The organism is Paenibacillus sp. 2KB_22 (assembly GCF_052115745.1).
Classification (GTDB): Bacteria; Bacillota; Bacilli; order Paenibacillales; family Paenibacillaceae; genus Paenibacillus.
The window spans coordinates 872,251-891,891 of record NZ_JBFRHG010000002.1 but is presented as its reverse complement, the minus strand read 5'-3'; the positions used below and the strand labels follow the sequence as shown (position 1 = coordinate 891,891).

The 19,641-nt window shown below is 47.1% G+C and carries 22 protein-coding genes; 18 read left to right on the top strand and 4 right to left on the bottom strand.

All coding sequences use genetic code 11. From position 1 onward, the window contains the following. Positions 1–25 precede the first annotated feature (25 nt). Positions 26–1,096 carry a spore photoproduct lyase gene (gene splB / locus AB4111_RS14985; RefSeq protein ID WP_442032202.1) on the bottom strand — a complete coding sequence of 357 codons (1,071 nt, stop codon included), beginning with the start codon at positions 1,094–1,096 and terminating at the stop codon, positions 26–28. 191 nt (positions 1,097–1,287) lie between these two features. Here splB and mntR point away from each other — a divergent pair, with 191 nt between their 5' ends. The 3 genes from mntR (at position 1,288) to AB4111_RS14970 (ending at position 4,628) form a co-directional block, all read left to right on the top strand. Then, a complete protein-coding gene (gene mntR / locus AB4111_RS14980; RefSeq protein ID WP_062835284.1) occupies positions 1,288–1,716 on the top strand; it encodes a transcriptional regulator MntR in 429 nt (142 codons plus the stop codon). A 210-nt stretch (positions 1,717–1,926) separates the two neighbouring features. Then, positions 1,927–3,537, top strand: coding sequence for a family 10 glycosylhydrolase (locus tag AB4111_RS14975; protein WP_442032201.1), 1,611 nt, complete (start codon positions 1,927–1,929; stop codon positions 3,535–3,537). Positions 3,538–3,626: 89 nt separating this feature from the next. Further along, positions 3,627–4,628, top strand: coding sequence for a patatin-like phospholipase family protein (locus AB4111_RS14970; RefSeq protein ID WP_339177662.1), 1,002 nt, complete (start codon positions 3,627–3,629; stop codon positions 4,626–4,628). Positions 4,629–4,687: 59 nt separating this feature from the next. Here AB4111_RS14970 and AB4111_RS14965 read toward each other — a convergent pair whose 3' ends face one another. Continuing rightward, entirely contained in the window at positions 4,688–5,020 is a 333-nt protein-coding gene (locus AB4111_RS14965; RefSeq protein ID WP_442032200.1) for a hypothetical protein, read from the bottom strand. Positions 5,021–5,025: 5 nt separating this feature from the next. Further along, positions 5,026–6,018 carry a DUF1385 domain-containing protein gene (locus AB4111_RS14960; RefSeq protein ID WP_062835280.1) on the bottom strand — a complete coding sequence of 331 codons (993 nt, stop codon included), beginning with the start codon at positions 6,016–6,018 and terminating at the stop codon, positions 5,026–5,028. 212 nt (positions 6,019–6,230) lie between these two features. Between AB4111_RS14960 and AB4111_RS14955 the strand changes: the two genes are divergently transcribed. The 5 genes from AB4111_RS14955 to AB4111_RS14935 all read left to right on the top strand — a co-directional run bounded on the left by AB4111_RS14955 (position 6,231) and on the right by AB4111_RS14935 (position 10,753). After that, positions 6,231–6,809 (top strand): YqhR family membrane protein, encoded by a 579-nt coding sequence (locus AB4111_RS14955; RefSeq protein WP_442032199.1) that lies wholly within the window; start codon positions 6,231–6,233, stop codon positions 6,807–6,809. A 76-nt stretch (positions 6,810–6,885) separates the two neighbouring features. Continuing rightward, entirely contained in the window at positions 6,886–7,329 is a 444-nt protein-coding gene (gene aroQ / locus AB4111_RS14950) for a type II 3-dehydroquinate dehydratase (RefSeq protein WP_442032198.1), read from the top strand. Positions 7,330–7,368: 39 nt separating this feature from the next. Beyond that, positions 7,369–8,442 carry a M24 family metallopeptidase gene (locus AB4111_RS14945; protein ID WP_442032197.1) on the top strand — a complete coding sequence of 358 codons (1,074 nt, stop codon included), beginning with the start codon at positions 7,369–7,371 and terminating at the stop codon, positions 8,440–8,442. A gap of 309 nt (positions 8,443–8,751) precedes the next feature. Further along, the gene (efp, locus tag AB4111_RS14940) at positions 8,752–9,309 is read left to right on the top strand and encodes an elongation factor P (RefSeq protein ID WP_017687580.1); all 558 of its coding nucleotides are present in this window, start codon (positions 8,752–8,754) and stop codon (positions 9,307–9,309) included. A 190-nt stretch (positions 9,310–9,499) separates the two neighbouring features. Next, entirely contained in the window at positions 9,500–10,753 is a 1,254-nt protein-coding gene (locus AB4111_RS14935; protein ID WP_421886351.1) for an aspartate kinase, read from the top strand. Between the two features lie 85 nt (positions 10,754–10,838). Here the strand turns inward: AB4111_RS14935 and AB4111_RS14930 are convergent, their stop codons facing one another. Next, positions 10,839–11,588, bottom strand: coding sequence for a 2-phosphosulfolactate phosphatase (locus AB4111_RS14930; RefSeq protein ID WP_442032196.1), 750 nt, complete (start codon positions 11,586–11,588; stop codon positions 10,839–10,841). Between the two features lie 263 nt (positions 11,589–11,851). Between AB4111_RS14930 and spoIIIAA the strand changes: the two genes are divergently transcribed. From spoIIIAA to accC, 10 genes are all read left to right on the top strand, one after another. Continuing rightward, positions 11,852–12,856 carry a stage III sporulation protein AA gene (gene spoIIIAA / locus AB4111_RS14925; RefSeq protein ID WP_253438822.1) on the top strand — a complete coding sequence of 335 codons (1,005 nt, stop codon included), beginning with the start codon at positions 11,852–11,854 and terminating at the stop codon, positions 12,854–12,856. After that, entirely contained in the window at positions 12,849–13,367 is a 519-nt protein-coding gene (gene spoIIIAB / locus AB4111_RS14920; protein WP_442032195.1) for a stage III sporulation protein SpoIIIAB, read from the top strand. Before spoIIIAA ends, spoIIIAB begins: the two co-directional genes overlap by 8 nt. Before the next feature lie 29 nt (positions 13,368–13,396). After that, positions 13,397–13,600, top strand: coding sequence for a stage III sporulation protein AC (gene spoIIIAC / locus AB4111_RS14915; protein ID WP_017687585.1), 204 nt, complete (start codon positions 13,397–13,399; stop codon positions 13,598–13,600). A 32-nt stretch (positions 13,601–13,632) separates the two neighbouring features. Beyond that, entirely contained in the window at positions 13,633–14,022 is a 390-nt protein-coding gene (gene spoIIIAD, locus AB4111_RS14910; protein ID WP_017687586.1) for a stage III sporulation protein AD, read from the top strand. A gap of 20 nt (positions 14,023–14,042) precedes the next feature. Continuing rightward, complete coding sequence (gene spoIIIAE, locus AB4111_RS14905) at positions 14,043–15,233, top strand: stage III sporulation protein AE (protein WP_442032194.1); 1,191 nt, start codon at positions 14,043–14,045, stop codon at positions 15,231–15,233. 31 nt (positions 15,234–15,264) lie between these two features. Next, entirely contained in the window at positions 15,265–16,095 is an 831-nt protein-coding gene (gene spoIIIAF, locus AB4111_RS14900; protein WP_442032193.1) for a stage III sporulation protein AF, read from the top strand. Positions 16,096–16,110: 15 nt separating this feature from the next. Then, a complete protein-coding gene (gene spoIIIAG, locus AB4111_RS14895) occupies positions 16,111–16,749 on the top strand; it encodes a stage III sporulation protein AG (RefSeq protein WP_253438815.1) in 639 nt (212 codons plus the stop codon). Positions 16,750–16,815: 66 nt separating this feature from the next. After that, positions 16,816–17,634, top strand: coding sequence for a SpoIIIAH-like family protein (locus AB4111_RS14890; RefSeq protein ID WP_442032192.1), 819 nt, complete (start codon positions 16,816–16,818; stop codon positions 17,632–17,634). A 139-nt stretch (positions 17,635–17,773) separates the two neighbouring features. Continuing rightward, the gene (gene accB, locus AB4111_RS14885; RefSeq protein ID WP_253438811.1) at positions 17,774–18,238 is read left to right on the top strand and encodes an acetyl-CoA carboxylase biotin carboxyl carrier protein; all 465 of its coding nucleotides are present in this window, start codon (positions 17,774–17,776) and stop codon (positions 18,236–18,238) included. Positions 18,239–18,293: 55 nt separating this feature from the next. Continuing rightward, positions 18,294–19,637, top strand: a complete 1,344-nt coding sequence (gene accC, locus AB4111_RS14880; protein WP_249913463.1) for an acetyl-CoA carboxylase biotin carboxylase subunit — start codon at positions 18,294–18,296, stop codon at positions 19,635–19,637. Positions 19,638–19,641 lie beyond the last annotated feature (4 nt).

The following is a 19,641-nucleotide window of genomic DNA, read 5'->3' as shown; positions in this document are numbered from 1 at the left end:
TTCGTGCAGGGCAGTGTTTTTTCGTTTAGGTGAAGTAATCAATATTGGCTAGTGGAAAATGTTCAAAGATCCGTTCTGTAATGAATTCGCGCAGCGCATCTTGCTGATCATCTTTATACACATACTTGTACTGGCCCCAGCGGCCCCATTTCATCTTGCGTTTCTCGATATCCATCTCCAGCTTGGTTTTAGGATAACGCTTTTCAATGGTCGCTTTGGCCGTTTTGGTAAAACGGTGCTGGATCATTTCAAATGTAAGATCCTTGGTTGCTTCCTCTGGAAGCGTATCTGCCAGCTTCTGCAACAGCTCGGAATATCCTTCTTCCCAGCCCTCATACCACATAATAGGAGCGATAATGAAGCCGAGAGGGTAACCTGCGTGTGCAATTTTGCCAGCAGCTTCTATGCGTTCCTCAAATCTGGAGGTAGCCGGTTCAAAGTTTTTGATGACATAATCCGAATTAACACTAAACCGGATACGGGTGTGCCCATTATGCTTAATGTTCAGCAACGGATCAACGTGATGATATTTGGTTACGAATCGCAAGCGTCCATAGTCTTCTTCCGCCATAAAACGGATCAAGTCACTTAAATTCTCCGTGATATGCTCGAGTCCTACGGGATCAGACGTACAGGCGGCTTCAAATCGCGTGATTTCTGGCGCGCGTTCTTCGATGTATCCTTTTGCAGCCTGAATGATCTCCTCGGTATTGACGTAGACGCGGACATAAGGTTTGGCACCAAGTGTAGTTTGAAGATAACAATAATGGCAGTGTCCCATACAGCCTGTAGAGATAGGGATAGCATATTCCGCTGAAGGTTTCGACTGGTCGAACTTGAGTGTTTTGCGCACACCAACGACCAGAGTACGCTTCGCCATCCGGTACTTTTCTTGTTCGGTTTCACCTGGCAGATTCGTGATCCGGTTATGCGATGTGGTCATCTGATAAGGGATGTTTTTGGAAGTCACCCACTCCATAATACGTTTACCTTTATCATATTCCAGCGCACCGGGTTCAAAGTACACCAAATCGGGAATAAAGGGTTTAGTACCTTTTGCTTTGCGAACTGGCGGTTGAGCTACACTTGTACTCACGAAATCACTCCTTTCAATGCGGAACTTAGCTTAGTTTGCCTCGTATGGTGAAAAGTCACGCCTGCCAATTACTTGTGTACCGTGCGCTACGAAATGTGCAGGACTTGCCAATGCGTATTGATAACATGTATCATTATAAGATAGGGACCAGGCACGAATAGGGGCCGGTCAGAGAGAAAAGAGGGAAGCAGATGCCAACGCCCAGTATGGAAGATTATTTGGAGCGTATATACAAATTAATTGATGAAAAGGGCTATGCTCGTGTGTCTGATATAGCTGAAGGACTGGAAGTGCATCCTTCATCGGTGACGAAGATGATCCAAAAGCTGGACAAAGACGAGTACCTGATCTATGAGAAGTACCGCGGACTGGTGCTTACGCCAAAAGGCAAAAAGATGGGCAAACGTTTGATGGAGCGCCATCATCTGCTTGAACAATTTTTAACAACGATTGGTGTTCAGGAAGAAAATATTTACAATGATGTGGAAGGCATTGAACATCACCTGAGCTGGGACTCCATTACATGTATTGAGTCCTTGGTTGAATACTTCCGTCAGGATGAGAGTCGGTTACGTGACCTCAAAAATCTTCAGGACGTCATGAGTAATACGGAGTCTTGAGTTCCAGCAGTACATTAAACAAAGTAATATACAATGAATTTGTATCCTGTGATCAAAGGATGCTTCTTGCCGTTTTAATGGCAGGAAGCATTTTTTATTTGGTTTGACACCATAATTTGGTGATTTTTCGCAACTAAACGAACGGTAGGAGCGTCTATTAAACTAGTAGAATTTACCGCAAATTTATAATGATTTTGGAGGACTGCACTAATGAATGTTCGTAAAGGATTGATGCTGCTGCTCATTTTTGTACTTGGATTACAGACAGCAGGCATGACGGCACAAGCAGCCACACAGAAGGAGATTGCTATTTTTCTGGACGGCAACCGCTTGGAATCGGATGTATCACCATACATCTTGCCCAAGTTAAATGTAACGATGGTACCTCTACGTGTCATTAGTGAAGGACTGGGTGCATCTGTTCTATGGTCTCAAGCTACTCGTACCGTGACCATCCAGAAGTCCGATTCGGTCATCACGATGACGAGTGGACGCCAACAGGCGACCGTGGATAACGCTGTAGTTGGTCTGGATGCATCGGTAGAATTGAAACAGGGTCGGGTCATGGTACCCATTCGATTTGTCAGTGAGAACCTTGGCATTCGGGTGAATTGGAACCAATCAACCCAGACCATTGATCTGTACACAGGAGACGTTTCAACACCGACACCTGAACCAACTCCGGTAACCCCGGCAGAGCCTGGAGGCACAGGCAATGTACCGGCATCTGAAGAGATGCGGGGAGCATGGATCTCCACTGTGAATGGAGACTGGCCTTCATCCGGGGCCAAGGGAAATGTAGAGAAGCAAAAGCAGGAATACACGAAACAGCTTGATACATTACAAGGCATGGGCATTAACGCCGTATTTGTCCAAGTGAGAGCCAACGGGGATGCCATCTATCCTTCGGGTCTGGTACCTTGGAACAGTGTGCTGACAGGGACACAGGGTAAAGATCCAGGTTATGATCCCCTCGCCTTCATGATTGAGGAAGCTCACAAGCGGGGCCTGGAGTTCCATGCCTGGTTTAATCCGTTTAGAGCGACCAACTCAGCGAGTACAACGAACCTGGCTGCAAACCACATCTCCAAGCTTCATCCCGACTGGATTGTGAATGCATCCGGTAAAATGTACATCAACCCGGGCATCCCGGAAGCCAGACAGCATATTATTGATACAATCATGGAAGTGGTCAATCAGTATGATATTGATGGTGTACACCTGGATGATTATTTCTATCCATCGAATGTGACTTTTAATGATGATGCAGCCTTCAAAACCTATAACACATTGAATACCAAAGACCGTGCTGAATGGCGTCGTGACAATATTAACCAGTTCGTCAAGCAGCTCGGACAGAGCATTCACAGGGTGAAAGGTAACGTTGAATATGGAATTAGTCCATTTGGTGTATGGCGTAACAAATCCGTTGATCTGACGGGCTCTGATACCAAAGCGGGAGTAACCGCGTATGACAGCATGAATGCAGATGTTCGGACTTGGATTAATCAGGAATGGATCGACTATGTTGCCCCTCAGGTGTATTGGAGCATGACCCTGAGTGCTGCACGTTACGACAAAGTTGTAGACTGGTGGGCGAATGAAGTGGCTAATACCAATGTGAAATTGTATATCGGCCACTCTCCTTATAAGTTAGGTACACCGGAGATTGGCTGGCAGACATCACAGGAGATCATCGATCAGTTGAACTACAACAAAAAGTATGGTTCGATCAAAGGAGATATTTTCTTTAGTTCACAACACCTGACGAAGAATCCTCTCGGCATAATTGCCAAATTAAAAGCGTACTATGGTCTCTAAAACATTTTAACGATACAGTTATAAGACAAACCCTTGTTCTCATAGAGTGGCAGTAGAAACGTGGCTGCCTGGAGAACGGGGGTTTTGTTGTGTTAATTAACGCGGTGTTTGAAGGTGGAGGCGTCAAAGGCATCTCGCTTGCGGGTGCTGTGCAGGGTGCTCAAGATTGTGGCATTCAGTTCAATCGGGTGGCTGGCACATCATCTGGCTCCATTGTAGCTGCTCTGCTAGCGGCGGGTTACCGGGCTGAAGAGATGAAAGTCATTATCGAGAATACACCCTTTGTTTCATTGCTGCGTCGTTCCCCCATATTTAATACCCGATGGATTGGACCCGCAGCAAGGCTGTTTTTGAAGAAAGGGCTGTATTCAGGAGAAGCGCTGGAATCATGGATTCGCAAGATGCTGGAGCAAAAAGGGATTCGCACATTCGCCGACTTGCCGCAAGGCAAGTTGCTTATTACCGCATCCGATATATCCAATGGGACCATTCTGGTGCTGCCAGACGATATTCGGCGGTTCGGCATTGATCCTGCCAAGCTGGATGTTGCAAAAGCGGTACGCATGAGTTGCAGTATTCCGTATTTTTTCGATCCGGTTGTCATACGCAAATCGCCAGTATTCTCCAAAGGACTTCCTTTTCAAGATCAGTTCGTGTATGTAGTGGATGGTGGATTGCTTAGTAATTTTCCGCTGTGGCTTTTCGATGGTGATCGTTCGGAACGAGGGGGAGATGTTATTCCGGTTGTCGGGTTCAAAATGGTGGGCAAGACGGAAGTGGAACCTGCCCGCATCAAAGGACCGCTAAGCATGCTTCAGGCCCTTGTGGAGACGATGCTCACAGCACATGATGAACGCTACATCGAACAGATTAACCGGTTTCGTACCGTGAAGATACCAACGCTTGGGATTAAACCGACGCAATTTCATTTATCGTTACAGGACAGCACGGCATTATATCGTTCAGGTGCTACCGCGGGGAGCGAATTTTTCAACGGGTGGAATATGAAAATGTATGATGAACAGCTGGACAAACAAAGAAAAGAATTGCGCAAGAAACAAGCAGAAGCTCCGCCTCTGATTCCTGTATAAACGTGAAAAAAGCAATTCTCCGCATTGGGAGAACTGCTTTTTTGTATATTCAGTAACTTTTAGTGAAATTTCGGTATATCTTCATCGCTTTTACCCTTTTGTCCCTGAATTACCTGGAAAGGATAATCCTTGCGTTTCTTTGAAGAGCCGCTGCTCTTTCTGGCACTGGACTGAGCATTGACTTTCGCCATGGTTCGTGCCGATGGCTTAATCTTTGGTGATTTGGCTTTGCTTGCCCAGCGACGAGGCGGATATTTGTACAGCAGGAATACAGCTCCGAACACGACCAGAGGAATAATGATCCTGGATGGACTAGCATTTCCCAGCCAAGTCAAGACTCCAACAGCAGCTAGTGCGATGAACGTCCAAAATAAGATTGCCTGCTTGTTCATATCATTCACCCTTTCACAGGATCGAGTGTTGCAACAGGTACTTCTGATGTAGCAGAGACATTGGCAAGCTTGGCATCCAACTCACGCATCCGGTTAAACGAAGCAATGGATACTTCTACCTGTTCGTTGGTCGGTTCTTTTGTTGTCAGCAATTGCAGCCACAATCCCGGATAGCCGAGATAACGCAGTACAGGAATATCACGTACCGAATTCGTGAGCTTTAACAGTTCAAAAGAAATGCCTAGCACAACTGGCAATAACAACAGACGCTGACCCATACGTTCCCAGAGGTTATCGTACGTGAAGAGGGAGTATAGAAACACTCCGATAATGACAGTCAACATAATGAAGCTGCTTCCGCAGCGGTAGTGCAACCGGCTGTACTTTTGCACGTTCTCCGGTGTCAGTTCTTCACCAGCTTCATGTGCGCTGATGACTTTGTGCTCCGCTCCATGATACTGGAAGAGACGTTTAATCATCGGCGTCTGTGAGATTAACCACAGATAGGCCAGTAACAAAATCAGCTTAATGCCGCCTTCCAGTAAATTATGCAAAAACTGATTGTCGAATGCATTTTTGAATAGAAAATTCTCGATAACAACAGGAAGCAACGTGAGCACAACTTTACCAAAAAGGAATGAAAGGATGGCTACGGCGGTTACACCGATGATCATGCTAAGGCTCCAGCCCGAACCTTCTTTCTCTTTTTGCTTGGCTTTCTCTTCCGGTTCCAGTTCATCATCAGCATAGGCGTCAGCAGAATAATTGAGATGTCTGCTACCTTTGACACTTGAATCTATAATGCTGACAATTCCGCGTAATAAAGGAATCCGCCGCAATTTCGTGACCCAGGACTTGTCTTGCTTGGGAACTTCCAGATACGTAATTTCGCCGTCTTTTCTACGAACAGCTGTAACGTTGACATGTTTCCCACCGAACATTACGCCTTCAATGACAGCTTGCCCCCCATAGCTGACAGGCTTGGATTGTTGAGGCAAATTATTCACCTTCCTATTCTGTTCTAGGCCTTCGCAATCAAAGGCAGTTTAATAACCCTATTGTATCGAATTTTAAGACCAATTTCTAGTTTGTGAGTCAAACCTTGAAGGATGTTGTTAAGATTGTCCTGTTTTGAACATACTACCTCGTAGAATCAGACAGGAAATTCGGGCATAATCCGGGATTATCAACTGAATGAAGGAGAATATCGATGACAGAACGTAAGCATGAAGATACATCACCTCCTGAAGGTCAACGACCGAAAGAACGGCAGCCAAAAGACAGGGGCAGGCGCCCTACCCAGAAGCAAGGTCAAGCGCACTACTATACCAAGCCATTTTCCTTTGCATTGGAGCTTGGTTTCTTTGCAGGTCTAATCTGGGGAGGGCTACACTGGCTATTCTACCTGCTGCATTTTACGATTGTGCCTGTAGGATTTCTCGCAGAGCCTTTTTTCAAACATCAATATATATATACCGCAGCAGGGCATTTGACAGGCTGGCTGTTTTTTATAGTCTTTTCCGTCCTGGCTTCCTTGCTCTACACGTTCACGATTAGAAAATTGAAAGGGCCGTTACCCGGCATGGTGTATGGAATTGTCTGGTGGCTGATTCTCTTTGTACTGGTCGGACCAAAACTGGGGATGATGAAGCCTTTGAAAGGTTTAACATGGGATTCCATCATCACGGAACTCTGCTTCTTTTTGCTATGGGGGCTGTTCATTGGATACACGGTAGCCATGGAGTACACGGATGAACGCAAACGCGAGCCAGAGCGAGCGGGGGCATAGCGCAAAAAAGCTTCTCAATCCGGCAATGCCTGTGTTAAAATAGCAGATGGTTATTTGCAGAGAGGGTGGAGCAGCGATGAAACGAATTATTGTGATCAATGGTCCGAACCTGAACATGCTTGGAGTACGCGAGCCAGGCATCTATGGAACGCTTAGTCTGAAGGATATTGAGGACAAAATTCGCAGACAGGCTGATGAACTTGGCGTCTCCATCGCTTTTTATCAATCGAACCATGAAGGGGATATCATTGACCGTATTCATGCAGCGATGGGTGAAGCAGACGGACTGATATTGAATGCCGGAGCATTTACTCATTATAGCTATGCTATACGTGATGCAATCAATGCTGTAAAAGTCCCTACAGTGGAAGTACATCTATCCAACATTCATGCACGCGAAGCGTTCAGACATCATTCAGTGATTGCAGCGGAAACAATCGGGCAGATTGCCGGATTTGGCGAAGTAAGCTATGAACTGGGATTGCTGGCTCTTGTGCGTCATCTGGACAAACAAACCTGAGCCGGGAACCCGGGAATGTGAGAGAAAGAAGGGTTACCGATGGAAAACAAACGAGTTAATAAATTGCGTGAAGCCATGCGTGAGCGTGAACTCAGAGCAATGCTGATTACAAACCCGATTAACCGTCGTTATATGACGGGTTTTACAGGCTCGGCGGGATATGTGCTGATTACGGAACAGGATGCTTTCTTGTTGACTGATTTCCGTTACATGGCTCAAGCGCCTCAGCAAGCCAAAGGATTCACCGTTGTGGAGCACGGAGCTAAGCCGATGGATACGGTGCGCGAACTGCTTTCATCCGCGAATATCAAAGAAGTAGGCTTCGAGCAGGATAGTGTTACATTCGGCACGCACTCTGCTTATGCTGAAGCACTTCAGTCTATTGAACTGAAAGCTGTATCCGGGATCGTGGAACAACTTCGCATGTTCAAGGATGAAGACGAGATCGCGGTCATGCAGAGAGCAGCAGATCTGGCGGATGCCACGTTCAGCCACGTTTTGCAGTTTGCAAAACCAGGCATGACGGAGCGTGAAGTGGATCTGGAGATGGAGTTTTTCATGCGCAAACATGGAGCAACGTCCTCTTCGTTTGACACCATTGTAGCATCGGGTGAACGTTCTGCTATGCCTCACGGTGTAGCGAGCAGCAAGGTCATCGGGCAAAATGAGTTAATTACATTTGACTTTGGTGCACTTTTGGACGGATACTGTTCAGATCTGACACGTACCATTGCTACAGGTACACCTGTACCTGAACTGCGCAAAATTTATGACATTGTACTGGAAGCTCAGTTACATACGCTGGAGAACCTGAAACCGGGCATGACCGGACGGGAAGCAGATGCATTGGCTCGTGATATCATTGCAAGTCACGGATACGGAGATCAATTCGGACACAGCACAGGCCACGGTCTGGGTATGGAAGTTCACGAAGCTCCTCGCTTGTCCAAGCTTAGCGACGATGTATTGAAACCAGGTATGGTTGTTACCGTTGAACCGGGTATATATATTGATGGGCTTGGCGGCGTGCGTATCGAGGATGACGTAGTGATTACCGAGACGGGTATTCATATTCTCACGAAGTCGGACAAGAAGTTCACCGTAATCGGCTAAATTACAGCCACAAGGGATATAAGACGATTTTTAATATAGAGGTGTACATCTACGATTGATTCTATGCGAGCGCAAACACAGTGAAGGGGACGGAATCGATTCTGAAGAAGCGAAGCGTTCGCCTTTGTCTCCCTATTTTCAACCATATTCCAGTTCAATCAAGAAAATGGGGAGACAACAGCGATCGGAAGAACGATCCGAACCCGAAACGGTCATGTCGCACAGAGTCACCAAGTAGATGAACTCACCTTTATATTAACCCATCGTCTTATATCACCTATTTTTCAACCATATCAGGAGGGATTTTTTGTGATTTCAGTAAACGATTTTAAAACAGGCTTGACCGTGCAAGTAGACAACGATATCTATACCGTGCTTGATTTCCAACACGTTAAACCAGGTAAAGGCGCTGCTTTCGTACGTTCCAAATTGAAAAACCTTCGTAATGGTAACACAGTTGAAAAAACATTCCGTGCAGGCGAAACCATTGGTCGTGCTATCATCGAAAACCGTGGCGTATCCTACCTGTATGCAAGCGGTACAGAGCACACGTTCATGGATAACGAAACTTATGATCAGTTCACACTGACTAGTGATCAACTGGAATGGGAATTGAACTTCCTGAAAGAAAACATGGTCGTTAAAATCGTTAGCTACCAAGGTGAAATCCTCGGAATCGACTTGCCAACAAGCGTTGAGTTGAAAGTTATCGAAACTGAGCCAAGCGTTAAAGGTAACACTGCACAAGGTGCTACCAAAAATGCAAAAGTGGAAACAGGCTTGAACGTACAGGTTCCTTTGTTCATTAACGAAGGTGACGTTCTCCTGATTGACACACGTGAAGGCAAATACTCTTCCCGTGCGTAACTTTCACAAGCTGTAAGCTAATAAACGGTATTAACAACCCTTTGCCATTCCTTTGGCAGAGGGTTTTTTCGAAAAAAGATTAGCCTATCAGGCGCTTTCGTAATATACTGGGTTAAAGTCATTTCTCGTAGAGAATAATGACGATGGACATCAATTATGCATACTGCACAAGGTAGGGAGTGGATTTGCGTTGTCATTGTACGTCATGAAATTTGGGGGCAGCTCGGTCGGAGATACAGAACGCATGAAGCGTGTAGCCGGACGTGTTGTAGAAAAAGCTGATGAAGGACATCAGTGTGTAGTCGTGGTTTCGGCCATGGGGGATACAACAGATGATTTGATTGATCAGGCAAAACAACTGAATAGTGAACTGCCTGCCCGTGAGATGGATATGTTATTGACAACAGGAGAACAGATTTCGATCTCTTTGTTATCGATGGCTATTCAAGCGCTTGGACGTAAGGCAGTATCGTTTACGGGCTGGCAAGCAGGATTTCGCACAGAGCCGGTTCACGGAAAAGCACGTATTCATGATATTCAACCTGACCGTGTAAATGCAGCGCTTGCCGAAGGCAATATTGTTATTGTGGCAGGTTTCCAGGGCATGACGGAAGATGGCGAGATCACAACGCTGGGTCGTGGTGGTTCGGATACAACAGCTGTAGCGCTAGCCGCAGCCATTAAGGCTGATGCATGCGAGATCTATACGGATGTAGACGGTATCTATTCTACAGACCCGCGGATCGTTAAGGTTGCGCGCAAGCTGAAGGAAATATCGTATGACGAAATGCTGGAACTCGCTAATTTGGGAGCAGCGGTGCTGCATCCGCGTGCAGTAGAGTACGCGAAGCATTCCGGTGTACCTTTAATTGTAAGATCCAGCTTTAACCATAATGAAGGAACGGTTGTGAAGGAGGAAGCAGCAATGGAACAAGGCGTAGTGGTTAGTGGTATTGCCTATGACAAAAACGTGGCTCGCATCAGTATTTTGGGTGTGCCGGATGTACCAGGAGTTCTGGCTGAAGTGTTTGGTGCGCTTGCATCCAATCAGCTGGATGTGGACATTATCGTTCAGAGCGGAGTGATGGATGGTAAAGCGGACTTCTCATTCTCTGTTGCACTGTCTGATCGTGAGAACGCATTGCGTGTCATTGAAGGCCTTCACAGCCGCTTGCCATACCGTGAAGTCACATCTGAAGAGAATCTCGTTAAAATCTCGATTGTTGGCGCAGGCATGGTTAGCCATCCTGGAGTAGCTGCGAAGATGTTCAAAGTTATTTCCGCTGAAGGCGTGAGCATCAAGATGGTGAGTACTTCCGAGATCAAAGTATCTTGTGTCATTGATGGTGATAAGCTGCATGAGGTCATCAAGGCATTGCATACAGCATACGATCTTGATACTGCTGAGCAAGCCGTTATTGGTGGACCACAAGATCGCAGATAAGGTTTTTCTGTGTATGTATAATAGTAAAGGTGTACTGTTGCCAATGGGCAGCAGTACACCTTTTTTTGTTTTTTCATAGCCATTCTCACATCAATTTGAACATCTTTCCCCCGCGTATGCCTCTATAAGGTTGCATGCGGTTGCCCTCCCCCATCTCGGGAACACAATCCAGCAGATTTAATTGAGAGCAATATGAAATATCATGTAGCCTGCCTAACTTTTCAAGCCTCCGCCCGCTAACAGATCTTTGCACCAGATCCGGAATACTCTCCTGACTTTGGGATACGGCTTGATGAAGCACTGTGCCGAGATCGTTTAGTTGGAGGGGAGAAAAGGATTGGCGGTGCAGTTCGTCAATGATACATCCAGCACACAAGCCGTCCTCCAGAGCAAATTCATCCTGGTTCCCCGCACATAACAGCAATACATCCCGTTGAAGTTCACATAGAACTGCTGCAACAGCCTGCACATTGAGGAATGAACCAGCGAATACATGTTTGCCCTTAGAAGCCTTGATCAAAGCTCGGGTACCATCGGTTGTGGTTAGGATAATGGTTTTATCTGCAATGCCTGCGGTCATATATTCATAGGGGGAATTCCCCACCTCAAATCCGGTAATTTTTTTGTCAAAACGCTCTCCGCCTCGAATGCAATCTTTCACTTCCATTTGTTTGGCTTGTGGAACCGTCTCTACGGCAATCACAGCCGAAGCGTCATACGCCAGAGCCGTAACAATTGTACTGGTCGTACACAATACATCAATGACAACTGCACTTCGCCCTGCAATATCAATGGTACGTACTTCATTCACATTGCCAACAACATCGACTCGCACTCCCCACAGCTCCTTTCTGTATCTGGGGATCGGTAGTTCTGTTTCGAACCGGAATGGAACTTACCTATCTGCAATTAATATATGCATGCACATCTAGACGGGTGCCTAGAACAGAAGGTGGATCTATGCTTTCAACTCTCAACCGTATTCTGAAGAATTGATAGATTTCAGCGTCATAAATTAAATGTACAGGCATAAACTTGAGATATGAACAAGCGCCAGAAGCGTGAACCAAATGATCTCAAGGTTGGAGGAGCCTACTCATGAAGGTGAACTGGAAGGAACTTTTTCCGGAACCGATCCGAACCATTCTCGGAAGGATGCCACCCGCTCTATTGGAACAAGTGGAGGAAGTACGTATTCGTGAAGGCAGACCCCTGGAGATTAATGCAGACAACACATACCACTTCCTGACACCTCAAGGTTGTCCGACCGGGAATCCTGAAGAAGCATATGTTCCTCAGAAAGAAGTGACGCACAGGTTGCTGGATCTGATCAGTAATCATTCACTTTATACATTGGAAGAGGAACTGCGCAAAGGGTTTATCACCATACCTGGCGGACATCGAATCGGACTTGCTGGCCGGACGGTACTAAGCGGTGGGCGTGTCGAATACCTGCGCGACATCAACGGGTTTAACGTTCGGATAGCCCGTGAGGTACATGGAGTGGCTGATCGTATCCTTCCTTATCTTCTCGATATGAAGAGCGGGCAGGTCCTGCACACGTTAATCCTTTCGCCACCACAACAAGGAAAGACGACATTGCTGCGAGATCTGGCGAGACAAATTAGCAGTGGTACAAAGCTTACAGGGGGCACTGAACTGGTTCAAGGCATACGTCCGCGTCTGAAAGTGGGCATTGTGGATGAAAGGTCCGAAATTGCTGGTAGCTACAAAGGAGTACCTGGATTCGACGTAGGTCCCCGAACAGATGTGATGGACGGTTGTCCGAAGGCTGAGGGCATGATGATGATGCTTCGCTCCATGTCGCCCGATGTCCTGATTGTGGACGAGATTGGCCGCCCGGAGGATGCTGAGGCGGTGATGGAAGCCCTGCATGCAGGAGTCTCTGTAATCGCGACTGCTCATGGCCGTGACCTATCGGAGCTGTCGGCCAGACCTGCCCTTAGAACCTTAATTACAGAGCAGATGTTTCAACGATATGTCCAGCTGCAACGGACGAGCCGGGGCATGACCTTTCGGCTGGCTGATGGCAAAATGCGTGGGTTGCAGCAAAGCGGGGCAGGAGGTGAAGGCTTTGGTTAACATGCTTGGTGCGGTAATCATTCTGTTAGCCAGCACCCTCGCCGGTTTTTACAAGGCAAGACAGTATGCATTAAGACCGAGACAGTTGCGAGAACTCATTGCAGCCCTCCAGCGACTAATGACGGAGATTAACTATGGGCTCACTCCCCTTCCCGATGCCATGGGCAAGATGGGAGCCCAGACCAAAGAACCTGTTAAGACGCTGTTCCTTCATGCAGCCACACAGATGGAACCTCCCCATGGACTCACTGCCCGGGAAAGTCTGCAGTCGGGCGTGGATATGGCATGGGGAAGATCGGCCATGAAGGCTGACGAGCGGGAAGTCATGCTGCAATTAAGCTTCAGCCTTGGCACAAGTGACCGTCAGGATCAGACCAAACATATATCGTTAGCCATTCAACAACTAATGCATGAGGAATCCCGTGCCCAGGCCGATCAAATGAAATATGAACGAATGAGCCGAAGCCTCGGGATGCTTGTCGGAGCGTTAATCGTCATTCTGATCTTCTGAAATAGCCGGGATAGTGAGGTGCCAAGGTCATGAATCTAGAAGTGAACGCAATCTTTCAAATTGCGGGTATCGGAATCATCATTGCCATGATTCACACGGTACTGAAACAAATGGGAAAGGAAGATATGGCTCACTGGGTGACCGTAATCGGATTTGTCGTTGTATTGTTCATGGTGGTCCGTATGCTGGACAGCCTGCTACAAGAGATCAAATCGATATTTCTTTTTCAATGAAAAACGGTCATAAAGCCGGATGGTGGTGACCTGTGGAAATTATACAAGTTGTAGGTTTGGCGCTCATTGCAACAGTACTCATTCTGGTCATTAAGGAACAGAAACCGATGTTTGCCTTTCTGATTGCAGCCGCGACCGGCATTGTCATCTTCATGTTGTTGATTGGCAAAATCGGTGCAGTCATCGAAGTGTTGAAGCGGCTTGCCGAGAATTCAGGCATGGAAAGCATTTATCTGAAAACGGTGCTGAAAATTATTGGCATAGCGTACATTGCTGAATTCGGCGCGCAGATTGTCAGGGATGCAGGTCAGGAGAGCATTGCGTCCAAGATTGAACTGGCTGGTAAGGTATTGATCCTTGTACTTGCTATACCGATCATCAGCATTATTATCGAAACCGTCATGAAGCTGATGCCGGTGTAGAAGGGGCGTGCGGACTTCATATGAAATCAATGCATCATAAGCCGCAGTGGCGCCTTACGGTTGTGCTGATGCTCTGTTTTCTGTTCGGTATCCTGGGACAGGTTACTGCAAGCTCGCCTTCCGGTGAGTGGATGGAGCAGCAGGCGGATCAGCTTCCCAAGGATCAGGTGGAGAAATACTGGGATCAACTGATGCAACAATACGGTGGTTTCTTCCCGGATGGGAAGACCCCTTCCTTCATGGATATGTTAATCCCCGGCAATGAAGGGTTCAGCCTGAAATCGGTGTTTGTAGCCATAGGAACCTTCATGCTGCATGAAATTTTATATAATGGCAAGCTTCTGGTCACGATTGTGATGTTAAGCGTGCTCAGCATGATTCTGGAGACTCTTCAGACCGCATTTGAGAAAAATAATATTAGCAAAATCGCTTATTCCATCTGTTATATGGTCATCATCATCATTGCGATCAACAGCTTCAGTGTGGCGATTGGGTACGCCAAAGATGCGATAACCGGCATGATCAACTTCATGATGGCCATGGTTCCCTTATTATTCACACTGCTCGCGTCCATGGGTAATGTCATCACCGTCTCCGTGACACATCCACTCATCATTTTCATGATTCATCTGGTGAGTACATTGATTCACTTGCTGGTATTCCCGCTACTCTTCTTCTCAGCTGTTCTGCATCTCGTCAGTTCATTGTCTGACAAGTACAAGCTGACACAGCTGGCAGACCTCCTGCGCAATATTAGTGTGGCACTGCTGGGTATTCTGCTGACGATGTTTTTGGGTGTAATCTCGGTTCAGGGGGCATCGGGCTCCGTAGCGGATGGAGTCAGCCTGAAGGCCGCCAAGTACATCGCAGGCAATTTTGTCCCTGTCGTGGGCAGAACATTTGCGGATGCGACAGATACGGTAATTACAGCTTCTCTACTTGTCAAAAATGCAATTGGACTCACTGGGGTAATCATCATTTTGTTTCTATGTGCCTTTCCGGCACTCAAGATCCTGGCTCTTGCCTTGATATACAACGTAACCGGAGCCATTATGCAACCGCTAGGAGACACCCCGATTGTAGGATGCCTGCAGGCCATCGGCAAGAGCATGATTTACGTATTTGCGGCGCTCGCAGCCGTCGGGCTGATGTTTTTCCTGGCAATTACCATCCTGCTGACCGCGGGAAATCTGACTGTCATGATGCGCTGAATGTATGTTGGCAAGAAAGGGGATGGAAAGGATGGGGTGGCTGAGCAACTGGCTCCAGGAATTGATAATGATCGTTCTGCTGGCGACTTTCGTGGATATGCTATTGCCGAATCGATCCATGGAACGTTATGTCAAGCTTGTGCTGAGCCTTCTCATCCTGCTGACCCTTTTATCACCCATAACCAAGCTACTCAAAAGTGATCCGGTTGGCGAACTGAAACGAGCAATGTCGGCAATGGATGCTCCATCGGATGGGAATGCAACACTCGAACAGATTTTGGCTCAGGGCAAACGGCTGCAATCCAATGAACAGGAACAATCCCTGCAATGGACAGCGAAAGAACTGGCTAATGTCATGAAAAGCCAAATTGAAGAAACAACAGGAGCGAGGGTTCGATCCGTAGAGGTACAGCTAGCAATGAGTAAATATGAAACCGAGATGGAAGCTGCCTCATCCGTCGAACTGCCTGTGATCCAGCGTGTGTTGGTCGAGATGGCAGGAGAGGATGCAGGAAGCAAAGTGAAGGCTACGCAGCAAGAAGTCGCTGCAAATACACAACCCATATTCGGAACAGACACAGCAACCGACAAGGCTGAATCATCTCAAATACAGCAGCCCATCCAGATCGGACAGGTTGAAGTGCCTGATGTACAGATTGATGTGAGTAACGGGCAACGTGATGGAAATGGAGCGTCTTCCGAGCCTGTTATACGTGATCAGGCAGATGAGACTAAGCAGCAAGGTGAGACATCCACAAGGTCCGAACATGCGGTGCAGATTATTACCTTGTTGACTGAAAAGTGGGATGTTGATGCGAACAAAGTTCAAGTGAAAGAACCGAAAAGTGCTGAAGTGTTCTGAGAAGGAGGGTGTCCGATGAAACAATGGTTTAGAAAGATGGAGACCTGGATGGGTGGCGGAGAGGGTGGGGCAAGGCGGAGTCAAACCTTCCGCTGGCTGATTATCCTTGGGTTGATCGGGGTGGGAATCATGCTGTTCAACTCCTTCGTCAATGTCAAAAAAATTGATTCCGAAAATATCGGTCGGGAACCACCGGACCCGGCAACATCCATGGCATCCATACAGAGTGATCCGTCCGAACAGAATCCTTTTCAGGCGATCGAAATTGCATTTGAAGACAAAATCAAAGGTGTGTTGGAAAACATTGTTGGTGTGGGGACGGTTGATGTGATGGTTACCGTGGATTCCACAGAAGAACTGGTCGTTCAGCGGAACGTGAAGGATTCTCAGCAACTTACCGAAGAAACGGATGCTAGCGGGGGCAAACGACATATGACGCAATATACCCGTGATGGCGAGATTATTACGTACGAAATATCAGGGGATCAGACACCTATAGTAACCAAAAAGCTCAAACCGCAGATCCGTGGTGTGCTTGTGGTTGCGAGGGGGGCAGAGAACAAGGTTGTGAAGGACCTGATAACCGATGCTGTAGAAAAAGGACTGAATGTGGCAGCCTACCGGATCTCGGTTGTACCGCGCAAACAAGACTAATTTGGTTTGTTGAATCACAAGATTCAATTCTCATAAGATTGAAGCCAATTTGAGGAGGAAGTTCTAATGAATAACAAACGTCAAACGGTATGGCTCGTTTCCATGCTGAGTCTGATGGTCATTTTGTCCGCGTATTATCTGTTCACTGAAGATTCCGGTCCAATCAACGCGCCGGTGGCTGACAGTCAGCAAGTCGATGGAATCAAGCAAGGGGAAGCGAAGGAGACGGCAGGCATTCTTGATCCTACAGAAGGATTGGTTGTGAATGAAGTAGTAAGTAGCGGCGAAGTTGAAAGTGATCCAAGTCCGGCAGGCGCTGTGGAAGAACCGGCGGCTACGGAAGGCAAAGAAGCTGGAAATACAGAGAAAACACCTGCTGTCGAACCGGAAGAGAATAAGGGTGAAGCAGGCAAAGAGACCGACAAAGGGGCAGCAACCACACCTGAGACAGATGGTCAGGCTGGGGGCACTGCAACCAAGACAGATGAGGAAGTCCTCAAGGAGATGGAAGAGCAGAATACGACAGCTTCTGCGAGCAGCCAGTTCCAGAACTACCAATGGCAGCGTGAAGAGAGCAACAATCGCAAGTATGAGGAACTGATGACTGTGGCAGGCGACTTGAGTAAAACACCAGAGGAGAATGCTAAAGCAACGGAGCAGCTCCGTACACTGGAAGAAAAAGAAGCCAAAATCACAGGCATTGAGGAGACTCTCTCCCAACAGTTCGCCAATGCGATCGTTCAGGAAGACGCCGACAAGTATAAAGTTGTGGTCCTTAGTGACAAACTGGATGTAAAACAGGCGGTATCCATTGTCGATCTGGTGATGAAAGAATTGGCCGTTTCACAGAACAAAATCAGCGTGCAATATGTCACAGAGCAGTAATCCAAATCATGGAAAAGCAGTCCCGGGAGCTGGTTCCACTCTCGGGCTCTTTCCATTTTTAATGATTATGATATAATACATAAAGCCATATGACCGTCCTAGTGAGACTGGCATGATGCCGAAGGAGTGAATAATGGAAATGTTTAAATTGAGTGAGATTAAAGAACTGATTAAACTGGTTGATGAAAGTTCCGTTCAAGAGTTGGAAATTGAAAATGAAGGATCACGGTTATCGATCCGTAAACCGGGCAAAACGGAGTATGTTCAAGCAGCTGCTGTGCAACCGCAAATGATTGCTGCTCCGCAAGTACAGCCGGCAGCAGTGGTAAGTGAAGCTGCACCGCAGGTCGATACTACAAGTCATTTACATAAAATTGTATCTCCGATGGTAGGTACTTTTTACAGAGCTTCCTCGCCGGAATCGGGTCCTTTTGTGAGCGCGGGTGATAAAGTTGTTGAGAAAACAACGGTATGTATCATCGAAGCCATGAAGCTGATGAACGAGCTTGATGCTGACATCAAGGGAGAAATCGTTGAAGTGCTGGTTGAGAACGGACAGCTGGTCGAGTATGGGCAGCCCCTTTTCCTGGTGAAACCGGAATAACCGTTATAGCTGGTTAACAGCTAACCGCATGAGCTTCGAAGGAGGACAAAACGAAATGAAATTTCAAAAAATACTGATTGCGAACCGTGGAGAGATTGCGGTACGTATTATTCGTGCCTGCCGTGAAATCGGCATCTCAACGGTAGCCGTCTATTCGGAAGCGGACAAGGATTCTCTGCATGTTCGTCTTGCAGATGAGGCTTATTGTATCGGACCGACACTGTCTAAGGACAGTTACCTCAACTTTACAAACCTGATGAGTGTAGCTACGCTGACGGAATGTGATGCAATCCACCCTGGTTATGGTTTTTTGGCGGAGAATGCTGACTTTGCAGAAATTTGTGAGTCTTGCAATATTACGTTTATTGGACCTTCTCCTGAAGCCATCACCAAAATGGGTGACAAGGCTGTTGCCAAACAGACGATGAAAGATGCTGGAGTGCCTGTTATTCCTGGTTCAGACGGCCTCGTTGAAAATATGGATGAAGCCATCATGATTGCTAGAGATATCGGATATCCTATCATTATCAAAGCTACTGCTGGTGGCGGAGGTAAGGGAATTCGTATTGCCGAAGATGAAGAAACGCTGATTAAGCAGATTACCGCTGCTCAGCAGGAAGCACAAAAGGCATTTGGCAATGCGGGTGTGTATCTGGAGAAATTCCTGACAGGCATGAAACACGTGGAAATTCAGATCATTGCCGATAAACACGGCAATGCAGCACATTTGGGAGAGCGTGATTGCTCGGTTCAGCGTCGTCGCCAGAAATTGGTAGAAGAAGCTCCGTGTCCGATTCTCTCCGAAGATGTGCGCACACTGATGGGCGAAGCCGCAGTACGGGCAGCCCTTGCTGTGGATTACTCGGGAGCTGGCACATTGGAGTTCCTGCTCAGCCCGAATGGCGAGTTCTATTTCATGGAGATGAATACGCGTATTCAGGTAGAGCACCCGGTAACCGAGATGGTTACTGGCGTGGATCTGATCCGTGAGATGATCTCGGTAGCTGAAGGCAATCCACTTTCATTCCGTCAGGAAGACGTAGTCATTAATGGCTGGGCCATTGAATGTCGTATCAATGCAGAAGATCCAGACCGTAACTTTATGCCATCACCAGGCAAAATCGGATTCTACCTTGCACCGGGAGGACCTGGCGTTCGTGTAGATAGTGCTGCTTATCCTGGTTATACCATTTCACCTTTCTACGACTCCATGATCGCAAAATTGATCGTGTGGGGAGCGAATCGTGAAGAGGCAATTGCGAAAATGAAGCGTGCGCTTGGGGAATTTGCGATTGAAGGCATATCTACAACCATTCCTTTCCATCAGAAATTGCTGGAGCACCCAACGTTCATTCGTGGTGACTTTGATATCAAATTTCTTGAGGAAAACGAGATTTAAAAGG